The sequence below is a fragment of the Halorubrum rutilum genome (genome assembly GCF_042665015.1).
Lineage (GTDB): Archaea > Halobacteriota > Halobacteria > Halobacteriales > Haloferacaceae > Halorubrum > Halorubrum rutilum.
The window spans coordinates 18,314-29,969 of record NZ_JBHTBL010000010.1 but is presented as its reverse complement, the minus strand read 5'-3'; the positions used below and the strand labels follow the sequence as shown (position 1 = coordinate 29,969).

Here is an 11,656-nt window from a genome sequence, read left to right as displayed (position 1 = left end):
ATTCACCCTCGACTCGTCGTCAGCAATTTATAAGCGAGCGGTCGGCGCTTCGCCGACCCCTCCCGTCGATCGCCCGCGTTTTTACCACACGCGCTCGAACAACGCGTATGACCCGAATCGTCGCCGTCTCCGGCAGCCGGAGCGCGGACAGCACCACGCGGGCCGCGCTGGATGTCGCACTCGACGCCGCGGCCGACGCCGGCGCCGAGACCGGGATGATCGACCTCGGCGCGGTCGACCTCCCGCTGTACCACCCCGACGAGGACGCGCAGGGCGACAGCGAGGCGCTGACGCGGCGCGTCCGCGAGGCCGACGGCGTGATCGCCGGCACCCCCGTCTACCGGGGGTCCTACTCCTCGACGTTCAAGAACTTCCACGACTTCTGCGGGTCGAGCGAGTACGAGAACACCGCCGTGGGCCTGCTCGCGACCGCCGGCGGCGGGTCGTACGGCGGGACGCTCGAACACCTCCGGTCGACGTTCCGGAACGTCCACGCGTGGACGGTCCCCCACGAGGTCGGGATCCGGGGCGCGTCGGGCGTCGTCGACGAGGGCGGGATCGCGGACGACGACCTCCGAGAGCGCACGGAGCGGCTCGGCCGGGTCGTCGCGGAGCACGCGGAGCGGCTGCGGCGGTAGCCCGGCGCTCCCGCCCTACCCCGCCCCGGCGTCGACCCGCCGCCCTTTTGACCGCCTCGCGCCTACGGCGCCCATGACCGAACCGGGTGACGACGACCGTGTCCGCTAACCGGAAGGGGGACCGCCGCGAGCGCGAGCTGGTGAACGCCCTCGACGAGGCGGGGTTCGCCGTGATGCGCGCGCCGGCCAGCGGCGCCGCGACGGAGCGGGAGCTCCCGGACGTCCTCGCCGGCGACGGGGAGGCGTTCTACGCGATCGAGGCGAAGTCGAGCGCCGGCGACCCGATCTACCTCACCGGCGAGGAGGTGGAGGCGCTGACCTTCTTCGCGCGGAACTTCGGCGCGAAGGCGCGGATCGCGGTGCGGTTCGACCGCGAGGACTGGTACTTCTTCCACCCGGGCGACCTCTACACCACCGACGCCGGGTCGTATCGGGTGAAGAAGGAGACGGCGCTCGCCGAGGGGACCGACTTCCCCGAGTTCGTCGGCGAGACGGAGAAGGTGACGCTCGACGAGGTCGGCGGCGACGGCGGCGACGGGGTCGACCCCGAGCTCCAAGAGCGCCGCGAGATCCTGGAGGCGGTCCGGGACGGCCACATGCCGGTCGCGGACGCGCTCGACGTGCTGTGAGCGTCGAGGGCGGCGGGCCGCCGGCTCGGCTCGCGGGGGCGTCGCGGTCCCCAGACCCTCTCGCTTATCCCTCGCGACGCCGAACGCCAACGCGAATGAGCGAGGAGTTCGTCCTGCTGGAGCCCGACGAGCAGCCCGGCGACGAGTGGGAACAGCTGGACGTCTCCGACACGGAGGCCGACCGGATCGCCCGCCGGCAGGACCGCGAGTTCGACGAGTTCCGCAAGCGGATCAAAGACACCGAGCAGTTCAAGCTGCAGGAGTCGGTGTTCGACGACGCGACGCTGGCGGCGGTGTACAAGCTCGTGCAGGACGGTTACGTCGACGCCTTCGGCGGCCCGGTGTCGACGGGGAAGGAGGCGAGCGTCTTCGAGGCGCTCGGCGGGCAGGCGGGCGAGCGGCCGGAGCCCGGCTCCGCGGCCGCGAGAGGGGGTCCGGAAGGCGTCACGCCCGAGCGCGAGGTCGCCGTGAAGGTGTACCGGATCAACTCCTCGAACTTCCGGCAGATGCGCGACTACCTGGAGGGCGACCCGCGGTTCGAGGGGATCGCGAGCGACAAGAAGGCGGTCGTGCTGGCGTGGACCCGCAAGGAGTTCGCGAACCTCGAACGCGCGCGGAAGGCGGGCGTCCGGGTCCCCGAGCCGATTGCGGTCCAGCGCAACGTCCTCGTGATGGAGCTGGTCGGCCACGCCGAGGACCGCGCCCGGCGCCTGAACGAGGTCGACGTGGAGAACCCCGAGACCGCCTACGAGGTCGTCCGGGAGTACATGCGCCGGCTCTACCGCGCCGGCCTGATCCACGGCGACCTCTCGGAGTACAACATGATCGTCCACGACGGCGAGCTGGTGATCATCGACCTCGGACAGGCCGTGACGGTCCACCACCCGAACGCCGGCGAGTTCCTCGACCGCGACTGCGAGAACGTGGCGGCCTTCTTCACCCGCGAGGGGATCGACGTCGACCCCGACGACCTCCGCGCGTACGTGACGGAGCCGGAGCCCGACCCGAGCGGGGAGCCCGATTCGAACGCGAATGACGAGTCGATCGACGCGGCCGACGAGTAGACCGCGGCGAGACCGCCCTCAGCGGGCCGAAGAACCACGTTACGCGACCGCACGCCCGGCGCGACCGGAACACGTTTAAAAGGCTTCGCCGGGTATTCCGACGCATGCAACACGTGACGGTTCCGCAGGACCGCATCGGCGTCGTCATCGGCGCCGGCGGCGAGACGATGCGAGAGATCGAAGAGCGGGCGAACGTGCGGCTGGACGTCGACTCGGAGTCGGGCAGCGTCGCCATCGAGGAGCGCGACGACCCCGTGGCCGCGATGGTCGCGCCGGACGTGATCAAGGCGATCGGGCGGGGGTTCACGCCGGAGACGGCGCTGTCGATCCTCGATCACGACCTCCGGACGCTCGACCTGATCGACCTCTCGGAGCACACCCGCAACGACAACGACCTCCAGCGCAAGAAAGGCCGGATCATCGGCGAGAACGGTCGGACGAGGGAGCTACTGGAGGAGCTGTCCGGCGCGAACGTCGTCGTCTACGGGTCGACCGTGGGCGCTGTCGGCCAGCCCGAGGAGCTGGAAGTGGTTCGCCGGGCAGTCGGGATGCTGCTCGACGGCGCCCCGCACGGCGCGGTGTACTCGTACTTAGAGCGGATGTCGAACGAGCTCGACGACGACGTGAGCTTCAACGCGCCGCAGTAGTCGAATCGCTCGTCGGTGTCGCGGTCGGCGTCGCTGTCTGTTTGTACGCGTCCGGTGACAGATCCACGAAGAACACCGCCAAAGTCCCAGTCGCGAGGCGGCCTCACAGGCACGCGCCGCCACAGTCAGTATATACGTAGTCACGTCCCGCCGCCCGATCTGTCGTTCTATATAAACACCCGTGATAACGAGACACATACCGCTCGAATATCCCCCACCGTGCCGCGGTTTCGCACGCGTCGAACGAAGGGTTTATATAGAATCACAAACAATCAAAGGTTGATTATGTCTCAGCGACAGCGGATGGGCAATCAGCCCATGATCGTACTTTCCGAGGAGTCGCAGCGCACCTCCGGAAAGGACGCCCAGAACATGAACATCACGGCCGGGAAGGCTGTCGCGGAGTCCGTCCGCACCACGCTCGGTCCGAAAGGGATGGACAAGATGCTCGTCGACTCCGGCGGGTCCGTCGTCGTCACGAACGACGGCGTCACCATCCTGAAGGAGATGGACATCGACCATCCGGCGGCCAACATGATCGTCGAGGTGGCCGAGACGCAGGAGGACGAGGTCGGCGACGGTACCACGAGCGCGGTCGTGGTCGCCGGTGAGCTCCTCGACCAGGCCGAGGAGCTCCTCGACCAGGACATCCACGCGACCACCCTCGCGCAGGGGTACCGCCAGGCCGCCGAGGAGGCCAAGGCGATCCTCGAAGACGAGGCCATCGACGTCTCCGAGGACGACTACGACACGCTCGTCGAGATCGCCCAGACGGCGATGACGGGCAAGGGCGCCGAGAACGCGAAGGACCTCCTCGCCGAGCTCGTCGTCGACGCCGTCCTCGCGGTCAAGGACGACGACGGCATCGACACGGAGAACGTCTCCGTCGAGAAGGTCGTCGGCAGCTCGATCGACCAATCCGAGCTCGTCGAGGGCGTCATCGTCGACAAGGAGCGCGTCGACGAGAACATGCCCTTCGCGGTCGAGGACGCCGACGTGGCGCTGTTCGACGGCGCCATCGAGGTCAAGGAGACCGAGATCGACGCCGAGGTCAACGTCACGGACCCCGACCAGCTCCAGCAGTTCCTCGACCAGGAGGAAGCGCAGCTCCGCGAGATGGTCGACCACCTCACCGACATCGGCGCCGACGTCGTCTTCGTCGGTGACGGCATCGACGACATGGCGCAGCACTACCTCGCGCAGGAGGGCATCCTCGCCGTCCGCCGCGCGAAGTCCGGCGACCTGAATCGCCTCGCTCGCGCGACCGGCGGCCGCGTCGTCTCCAACCTCGAAGACATCGAGTCGGACGACCTCGGCTTCGCCGGCTCCGTCGCCCAGAAGGACATCGGCGGCGACGAGCGCATCTTCGTCGAGGACGTCGAGGAGGCGAAGTCCGTCACCCTCATCCTCCGCGGCGGCACCGAGCACGTCGTCGACGAGGTCGAGCGCGCCATCGAGGACTCGCTCGGCGTCGTCCGCACGACGCTGCTCGACGGGCAGGTCCTGCCCGGCGGCGGCGCGCCCGAGGCCGAGCTCGCGCTGCAGCTCCGCGACTTCGCCGACTCCGTCGGCGGCCGCGAGCAGCTCGCCGTCGAGGCGTTCGCCGACGCGCTGGAAGTCGTCCCGCGCACCCTCGCCGAGAACGCGGGTCTCGACCCCATCGACTCGCTGGTCGACCTCCGCTCCCGGCACGACGCCGGCGAGTTCGGCGCCGGTCTCGACGCCTACACGGGCGACGTGATCGACATGGAGGCCGAGGGCGTCGTGGAGCCGCTCCGCGTCAAGACCCAGGCCATCGAGTCCGCCACCGAGGCGGCCGTCATGATCCTCCGCATCGACGACGTCATCGCGGCCGGCGACCTCAAGGGCGGCGGCACCGACGACGGCGGCGACGAGGGCGGCCCCGGCGGCGCGCCCGGCGGCATGGGCGGCGGCATGGGCGGCATGGGCGGTATGGGCGGTGCGATGTGAAGTTCGGCGAGAACTCACACAGCCCCCTGACTCCGACCTGACGCCGAACCGCACCGCCTCCCGACCGACCGTCGCGCGCCCCTTACGGGCCTCGACGACACGCGCTTTTTATCGACGACCGCTCGCGGAGCCGACGGCTCGTCGCTCGCGACGCCGTTCCACTCGATCTGCCGACACGACGATAACACCGACGTAACCACCCGACACGAGGGTTCGCGAGCCGTTAAGTGCCGGCCGCCCCTCCGATCGACCACGAGACGCGGGCGCCGCGATCGCGTGCGACGCGGCCCGTCCCGTCCGATTTGATTCATCATGCCACAGCAGAAAGCGGACTACGCGGACGACGCCGAGATCGACGACGCGCTCGACCAGCTTCCCGACGACGAGACCGTCGACTCGGCGGTCGCGGGGCTCGAAGCCAGCGGCTTCGAGGTCGTGGTCGTCGACTCGGCCGCGGAGGCGCTGGAGGCCGTCGAAGCACAGATTCCCGCGGGCGCGTCCGTGATGAACGGCCACTCGACGACCCTCGAAGAGATCGGCTTCGACGACCTCCTGAGCGAGGGCGACCACGAGTGGGAGAGCCTCGCCGACGAGATCTGGAGCATCGACGACGACGCCGAGCGACAGGCCGCGCGCCGGCAGTCACAGACCGCGGACTACTTCCTCGGCGGGATCAACGCGATCGCGGAGACGGGCGAGCTCGTCGCCGCCGACCTCTCCGGCAGCCGCGTCGGGGCGTACCCGTTCGCCGCCGGCAACGTGGTCATCGTCAGCGGCGTGAACAAGATCGTCCCCACGCTCGACGACGCCCTCGACCGGCTGGAGTCGGTCGCGTACCCGCTGGAGAACGAGCGCGCGCAGGAGGCGTACGGCGTCGAATCGTCGATCGCGAAACAGCTCATCTACCGGCAGGAGACCGAGGAGGGCCGGACGACGGTCGTCCTCGTGCGGGAGCGGCTCGGATACTGAGTTCGGTTTCGGCGACACGTCACGCGCTTTTTCCCTCGATTTCGACGACTTGGAGCGGTCGCGTCGCTCTCGGTGTTTTTCGCGGCGAGGAGTACGGGCGCGACGGGATTCGAACCACTGTCACTCCGCTTCGCTCCGTTCTCTGATTCGAATCCCTCCCTCAGCACAGCACCGCCGCTCGCGATGTTGCTCGCGGCGGTACAGCGGGCCGGGAGGGATTCGAACCCCCGACCGTCCGGTTAAAAGCCGGACGCTCTCCCTAACTGAGCTACCGGCCCAGGCACGGATCGGTAGGGCCAGACCACGGATAAACGTTTAGAAACCGCCCGCGACGAGGTTCCAGTCCGGCGGATCCGAAACGGTTTCCCGGCCCTCTACGTCCCCGCGAGCATGGACTTCGACATGCGGGCGTTCGCCGCCGACCTCTGTCGGTTCGCCTCCACCGCCGGCGAGGAGGCGGCCGCGGCCGACTTCGTCGAGGAGACGCTCGACGACCTCGGCTTCGAGACGTACGCGTGGGGCGCCGACGCCGACCTCCTCGCGGACCACCCCTCCTTCCCGGACGACCTCGACGAGACGGACGTGGCTGGGCGCCGGAGCGTCGGCGGCGTGCTCGAACTCGGCGGGGCGGACGCGGCGGGGACGGGACGCGGCGACCCAGACGGCGACGGGACTCCCGCGGTCGTGCTGAACGGGCACATCGACGTGGTCCCGGCCGAGCCCGCGGAGTGGTCGAGCGACCCCTTCGAGCCGGTGTGGGGGGAGGCCAGCGAGGGGATCGACGGCAACGCCGACGGCGACGCCCTCACCGCCCGCGGCGCGGCGGACATGAAGTCGGGGGTCGCGGCGTGCGTGGGCGCCGCGCTCGACGTGCGAGCGGCGGCCGAGGGCGGGGGACTCGACCTCGCGCCGGGCGGGCTCCGGGTCGTCGTCGAGGCGGTCGCGGGCGAGGAGGACGGCGGGTACGGCGCGGCGACCGCCGCGCTCGCGAACCCGTACCCCTTCGAGCGCGACGCGGCGATCGTGGCGGAGCCGACCGAGCTGCGCCCCGTGGTCGCCACCGAGGGGTCGCTCATGGCGCGGCTGGAGCTGACCGGGCGGAGCGCGCACGCCGCCACGCGCTGGCGCGGCGAGGACGTCCTCCCGCGGTTCGAGGCGATCCGGGGGGCGTTCGCCGAGCTGGAGACCGAGCGCGGCGAGTCGGTGACGCATCCCCTGTACGGGGAGTTCCCGGTGCCGTGGCCGGTGGTCTGCGGGACGGTCGAGGCCGGGTCGTGGGCGTCGACGGTGCCGGCGGCGCTGACCGCCGAGTTCCGGATCGGAGTCGCGCCCGGGGAGACGGTCGACGAGGTGGAGGCGGCGTTCCGCGAGCGGCTCGACGAGGTCGCCGCCGAGGACCCGTGGCTGCGCGAGCGCCCGCCGACGTTCGAGCGGTTCTCGGTGCAGTTCGAACCCGCGGAGGTCGCGGTCGACGAGCCGATCGTCGAGGCCGCGCGGGCGGGGCTCGTCGACGCCGGCCTCCCGAACCCGGAGCCGACGGGGGCGACGTACGGCGCCGACTCCAGGCACTACGTCGCGGCGGGGATCCCGACCGTCCTGTTGGGGCCGGGGACCGTCACGGAGGCGCACTACCCGGACGAGACGATCGCGTGGGACGAGGTCGAGAAGGGGCGGGCGGCGATCGCGGCCGCGGTCGGTCGGTTCGCCGCGCGCTACTCGGGCGCGTCGGCGAAGTAGCCGTCGAGCGCCTCGGCGACGAGCGCGCCGGGCTCGACGTTCCGGTTCGAGGCGCGGCGCCGGAGCTCCACGTAGGTGTCGAGGGGGAGGCGGACGCCGAGCGCCCCGAGCTCGGCGCCCACGTCGCGGACGGCGGCCTCGACGTCGGCGCCGTCGTTGACCGCGGAGGCGATGGAGCGCACTTCGCGGACCGTGAGGTCGCCGTCGATGGTCGCCCACGCGAGGAGGTAGCGGTCGGTGCCGCCGAGGCGCGCGACGTGTTTCGCCGCGCTCGGCGCGATGCGCCCCCCGGCGACCTGTCGGCGGATCGCCTGCGGGAGGTCGTGGACGCGGGCCCACTTGCGGATGAACGCCACGGAGACGTCGTCGCCCGCGCGTTCGGCGGCCGCCTTGTACGAGCCGACGCCGCGGACCAGGGCCGCGCACGCGGCCGCCCCGCGCAGCATCAGGACGTTGTCCTCGTCGCCGACGTCGCCGGCCGCGAAGCGGGCCACCGTCTCGGCCGCCTTGGCCACGCTCTCGGGGTCGTCGGGGTCGAAGCCGACCGCCTCCGCGGCCCGCTCGCCCGTCACCTCGGGGTCGGCCCGGACGACGGGCTCGCCGACGGGAGAGCGGCGGTCAGCGCGGGAGTCCTCGTTCATACGCTCATCTTCGGGTGTACGCATATAAGCGACCGGCACCGGGGCAGGATTCGCTCACGACCGGGACGAGCCCGGACGGACCGCGAGACCGCCGATGACGGCCCGAAGAGAGCGACAGCCGCCCGACGGCAACGATGTGGTTTATACGTGTGCCGTGAGGCGGCGTCACGGTTACTTATCATCGAATTGCGGTGGCGCGTGCCTCCGAGGCCGCCTCGCGGCCGAGGAGCACGCGCGAGGGAGCCGGTGAGCGCTCGCAGAGCGCGAACCGCGAGGCTGGGGAGGCGTGAGGCTGCGGTGCGGTTGCGGGCGGGTGGGACTCAAAGGGGCAGCCGCGAGGACGAAGGCGGCCGCAGTAAGCACCGCAGCGAGCATCGCGAGCGAGGAGCGCAGCAAGGCCTCCGAGTCGTCGCGGCTGGGGCTTTGAAGATGTTCACCGTCTATCTGTAGTTAGATGTTTATAAGCGAGCGGCTGGGCCTTTGGAGATGTTCACCGCGCTAGCAACTGCGTATAAGCGATCAATGCGACTCATAACGACGGAAGGTGCGTATAAACCACATCCGTCCAGTCGGCGACGCAACCCTTACGCGTCGTGACCGTCAAACTGGGCCGTATGACCGACGAACGCGACGGCGACCGCCACGAGTTCTCCGCGGGGCAGGGCGTCGACGCCGACTACGAGGAGTTCACCCTCGACCCCGAGGAGCTCGACGCCGACCCGAACACGGTCGACCCCGTCGACTCCCGCGTGCTGACCGACATCCTCGACAAGCGCAACGTCGAGAGCGACGCCATCGACGTGGAGCGACTCATCGACGTCGGGCTCTCGTATATGGGGATCAACCGCTTCGAGGAGGCGACCGAGACGTTCGAGCGCGCCGCCCACTTCGCCGAGGAGGACTCGCTGGAGGCCCAGGAGGCCTGGGTGAACAAGGGCGCGGCTCACGCCGAGTTAGAGGAGTACGACGAGGCCATCGGCGCCTACGAGGAGGCGCTGCGGATCGACGACGACTCGGAGCACGCCGCGACCGCCGAGACCAACCTCGCGTACGCGCTCTGGGAGTTCGGCCGCACCGAGCAGGCGCTCGAACACGCCGAGCGCGCCGTCGAGACCGACCCGCGCTTCGCCGAGGCGTGGTACAACCGGGGGTTCCTGCTGGTCGAGCGCGGGCTCGCCGAGGACGCCGTCACCTGCTTCGACAACGCGATTCGGCTCGGTTACCGGAGCGCGGGCGTCCTCGAAGAGAAGGCGCGCGCCCTCGAAGAGGCCGGCGAGCACGAGCAGGCCGAGGAGGTCGCCGACCGCGCCGACGAGATCCGGCGCGAGGCGGAAGAGCAGATGGTCGAGGAACAGACCGGGCAGGCGCCCGGGCCGGGCGGTGGGGGCGGTCGCGGGCGAGGCGGCGGTCGGGGCGGCGCCGGCGGTCCGGGGGGACAGGCGGGCGGCCGCGGCGGCCGGGGCGGGCAGCCGGGCGAGCGCGACGAGGCGGCCGAGCCCCCGGAGCGAGAGCTCCAGGGCGAGGGGCCAGAGGGCTTCTAGATGGGCGATCCGGCCGCCGCGATGCTCCTCCGCGAGCGCGAGACCGCGGAGGGGACGCTCGTCTCCGTCTGCGACGCGGACTGCCTCGGCGAGACGTACGAGGACGGCGCCGTGACGCTCGACGTCACCGAGGAGTTCTACGGCGGCGACGAGGCCGTCGAGGCCAGCGCCGAGGAGGTCGTCGCCGGGCTCGGCCGCGCGCAGGTCGCGAACATCGTCGGCGTCGAGGCCGTCCGCGTCGCGGTCGAGGCCGGCCTCGTCGACGAGGAGACGGTGCTCGACGTCGGCGGAACCCGACACGCACAACTGCTCTGGCTGTGAGCGGGACCGTATGAAGCGACTCGGACGGGCGGAGCTCGCGGAGCGACTGGGCCCGCGGCCGCCGTCGGACGCGTTCTGGAACCGCGCGATCGAGGCCGAGCGCGCCGTCATCGGCGTCGCGCCGGACGTCGTCGAGGAGGGGACGGAGGGCGACCGCGAGAACCCGGAGCGGGCGCGTCGAAACCGCCGGCGGCGCGGCATTCCCGGCCCGGACGGGCCGCTCTCGACGGGCGACATCGTCGACGTCGGCGACCACTCGTTCGTCGTCGTCGCGGTCGAGGAGACGGAGGCCGGCGGACGCCGGTACCGGATCGAACTGGTCGAGCCGCGGTCGGACGACTGACGGGGTAACGGAGACCGACCGCGCTACAGGTCCGCGACGTCCTCGATGGCGTCGGTGAGCTCCTTCACGCTCTCGACGGTGTGCTCGCCCATGTGACCGATCCGGAACGTCTCCTCGCCGAGGTCGCCGTAGCCGTTCGAGAAGGCCATGTCGTACTCCTCGCTCACGTCCTCGATCGCCCCGGCGACGTCGATCCCCCGGGTGTTCTCGATGCAGGCGACCGTCTGCGACTCGTACCCCTCTTCGGGGAACATCGCGAAGTGCTCGTCCGCCCAGTCGTGGACGTACGTCATCATCTCGCGGTGGCGCTCGTCGCGGGCGCGGTGGCCCTCGTCGAGCATGCGCTTCATCTGCTTGCGGTACGCCAACATGATCGGGATCGCGGGCGTCGAGTGCGTCTGGCCCTTGCGGTCGTAGTAGTCGATGGCGCGGCGGAAGCCGCCGTACCACGAGGAGTCGCCCTTCTCGACCTCGCGGTCGTAGGCGTCGTCGCTGACGACGCAGACCGCGAGCCCCGGCGGCATCGCGAACGCCTTCTGCGTGGACGCGAAGATCACGTCGATGCCGTGTCCCTCGATGTCGACGTAGTCGCCGCCGAGCGACGAGACGGCGTCGACGGCGAAGTAGGTGTCCGGGTACTCCGCGATCACGTCGCCCATCTCCTCGATCGGGTTCCGGACGCCGGTCGACGACTCGTTCATCACGCCCGCGACCATGTCGTACTCCGCGTCGGCGGCCTCGATGGCGTCGCGGACGTCCTCGGGCTTGACCGCCTCGCCCCACTCGTACTCCAGCCGGTCGACGTCCTTCCCGAGGCGCTCGGCGACGTTGGCGTAGCGCTCGCTGAACGCCCCGCAGGTCGGCACCAGGACGCGGTCGTCGACGAGGTTCAGCGTCGACGCCTCCCAGAACTCCGTCCCGGACGCGGTGAGGATGATCACGTCGTTGTCGGTGCCGAGGAATTCCTTCGTGTCCTCGACGATGGTGGTGTAGAGGTCGGTCATCCGGTCCATCCGGTGGCCGAACGTCGACTCCGTCATCGCCTCGATCACGTCCTCGCGGACCTCCGTCGGGCCGGGGATGTACAGCGTCTTGTCCTGGTAGTCGTCTCGGTATTCGCGTTTCTTCGTCACGGGATCCACCTGATGGATCGTA

The 11,656-nt window shown here is 70.5% G+C and carries 12 protein-coding genes and 1 tRNA gene; 10 read left to right on the top strand and 3 right to left on the bottom strand.

The annotated features are described in order from the left end of the window. Window positions 1-107 precede the first annotated feature (107 nt). The 6 genes from ACFQMF_RS11050 (at window position 108) to ACFQMF_RS11025 (ending at window position 5,918) form a co-directional block, all read left to right on the top strand. Complete coding sequence (locus ACFQMF_RS11050) at window positions 108-638, top strand: NADPH-dependent FMN reductase (RefSeq protein WP_256410177.1); 531 nt, start codon at window positions 108-110, stop codon at window positions 636-638. 86 nt (window positions 639-724) lie between these two features. Further along, window positions 725-1,267: a Holliday junction resolvase Hjc gene (hjc, locus tag ACFQMF_RS11045; protein WP_256410178.1), complete on the top strand. Its 543-nt coding sequence runs from the start codon at window positions 725-727 to the stop codon at window positions 1,265-1,267. A 95-nt stretch (window positions 1,268-1,362) separates the two neighbouring features. Beyond that, window positions 1,363-2,331 carry a serine/threonine-protein kinase Rio1 gene (rio1, locus tag ACFQMF_RS11040; protein ID WP_256410179.1) on the top strand — a complete coding sequence of 323 codons (969 nt, stop codon included), beginning with the start codon at window positions 1,363-1,365 and terminating at the stop codon, window positions 2,329-2,331. 104 nt (window positions 2,332-2,435) lie between these two features. Beyond that, the gene (locus tag ACFQMF_RS11035) at window positions 2,436-2,978 is read left to right on the top strand and encodes a KH domain-containing protein (protein WP_049983967.1); all 543 of its coding nucleotides are present in this window, start codon (window positions 2,436-2,438) and stop codon (window positions 2,976-2,978) included. 318 nt (window positions 2,979-3,296) lie between these two features. Further along, the gene (thsA, locus tag ACFQMF_RS11030) at window positions 3,297-4,949 is read left to right on the top strand and encodes a thermosome subunit alpha (protein WP_256410200.1); all 1,653 of its coding nucleotides are present in this window, start codon (window positions 3,297-3,299) and stop codon (window positions 4,947-4,949) included. A gap of 312 nt (window positions 4,950-5,261) precedes the next feature. Continuing rightward, a complete protein-coding gene (locus ACFQMF_RS11025; RefSeq protein ID WP_256410180.1) occupies window positions 5,262-5,918 on the top strand; it encodes a lactate utilization protein in 657 nt (218 codons plus the stop codon). A gap of 204 nt (window positions 5,919-6,122) precedes the next feature. Here the strand turns inward: ACFQMF_RS11025 and ACFQMF_RS11020 are convergent. After that, window positions 6,123-6,196 (bottom strand) — tRNA-Lys (locus ACFQMF_RS11020). A gap of 112 nt (window positions 6,197-6,308) precedes the next feature. Here ACFQMF_RS11020 and ACFQMF_RS11015 point away from each other — a divergent pair. Further along, complete coding sequence (locus ACFQMF_RS11015; RefSeq protein WP_256410181.1) at window positions 6,309-7,655, top strand: M20/M25/M40 family metallo-hydrolase; 1,347 nt, start codon at window positions 6,309-6,311, stop codon at window positions 7,653-7,655. Here ACFQMF_RS11015 and ACFQMF_RS11010 read toward each other — a convergent pair. Further along, complete coding sequence (locus ACFQMF_RS11010; RefSeq protein WP_256410182.1) at window positions 7,631-8,296, bottom strand: DUF7119 family protein; 666 nt, start codon at window positions 8,294-8,296, stop codon at window positions 7,631-7,633. The two genes, ACFQMF_RS11015 and ACFQMF_RS11010, sit on opposite strands and share 25 nt — an antisense overlap. A 614-nt stretch (window positions 8,297-8,910) precedes the next feature. Here ACFQMF_RS11010 and ACFQMF_RS11005 point away from each other — a divergent pair. From ACFQMF_RS11005 to ACFQMF_RS10995, 3 genes are read left to right on the top strand one after another with little or no spacing between them, the layout of a single operon-like run. Further along, window positions 8,911-9,837 (top strand): tetratricopeptide repeat protein, encoded by a 927-nt coding sequence (locus ACFQMF_RS11005; protein WP_256410183.1) that lies wholly within the window; start codon window positions 8,911-8,913, stop codon window positions 9,835-9,837. Between the two features lie 21 nt (window positions 9,838-9,858). Then, complete coding sequence (locus tag ACFQMF_RS11000; RefSeq protein WP_256410201.1) at window positions 9,859-10,158, top strand: DUF424 domain-containing protein; 300 nt, start codon at window positions 9,859-9,861, stop codon at window positions 10,156-10,158. 10 nt (window positions 10,159-10,168) lie between these two features. Beyond that, window positions 10,169-10,501: a hypothetical protein gene (locus ACFQMF_RS10995; RefSeq protein ID WP_256410184.1), complete on the top strand. Its 333-nt coding sequence runs from the start codon at window positions 10,169-10,171 to the stop codon at window positions 10,499-10,501. Between the two features lie 23 nt (window positions 10,502-10,524). Here the strand turns inward: ACFQMF_RS10995 and ACFQMF_RS10990 are convergent, their stop codons facing one another. Beyond that, on the bottom strand, window positions 10,525-11,634 hold the full coding sequence (locus ACFQMF_RS10990) for a pyridoxal-phosphate-dependent aminotransferase family protein (RefSeq protein WP_256410185.1): 1,110 nt from the start codon (window positions 11,632-11,634) through the stop codon (window positions 10,525-10,527). Window positions 11,635-11,656: the final 22 nt, after the last annotated feature.

Bases quoted from the DNA above. Each gene is read 5' to 3' on its own strand.
- ACFQMF_RS11050 (WP_256410177.1), top strand. From the start codon at position 108: ATGACCCGAATCGTCGCCGTCTCCGGCAGCCGGAGCGCGGACAGCACC.
- rio1 (WP_256410179.1), top strand. From the start codon at position 1,363: ATGAGCGAGGAGTTCGTCCTGCTGGAGCCCGACGAGCAGCCCGGCGAC.
- ACFQMF_RS11035 (WP_049983967.1), top strand. From the start codon at position 2,436: ATGCAACACGTGACGGTTCCGCAGGACCGCATCGGCGTCGTCATCGGC.
- thsA (WP_256410200.1), top strand. From the start codon at position 3,297: ATGATCGTACTTTCCGAGGAGTCGCAGCGCACCTCCGGAAAGGACGCC.
- ACFQMF_RS11025 (WP_256410180.1), top strand. From the start codon at position 5,262: ATGCCACAGCAGAAAGCGGACTACGCGGACGACGCCGAGATCGACGAC.
- ACFQMF_RS11015 (WP_256410181.1), top strand. From the start codon at position 6,309: ATGGACTTCGACATGCGGGCGTTCGCCGCCGACCTCTGTCGGTTCGCC.
- ACFQMF_RS11010 (WP_256410182.1), bottom strand. From the start codon at position 8,296: ATGAACGAGGACTCCCGCGCTGACCGCCGCTCTCCCGTCGGCGAGCCC.
- ACFQMF_RS11005 (WP_256410183.1), top strand. From the start codon at position 8,911: ATGACCGACGAACGCGACGGCGACCGCCACGAGTTCTCCGCGGGGCAG.
- ACFQMF_RS11000 (WP_256410201.1), top strand. From the start codon at position 9,859: ATGCTCCTCCGCGAGCGCGAGACCGCGGAGGGGACGCTCGTCTCCGTC.
- ACFQMF_RS10995 (WP_256410184.1), top strand. From the start codon at position 10,169: ATGAAGCGACTCGGACGGGCGGAGCTCGCGGAGCGACTGGGCCCGCGG.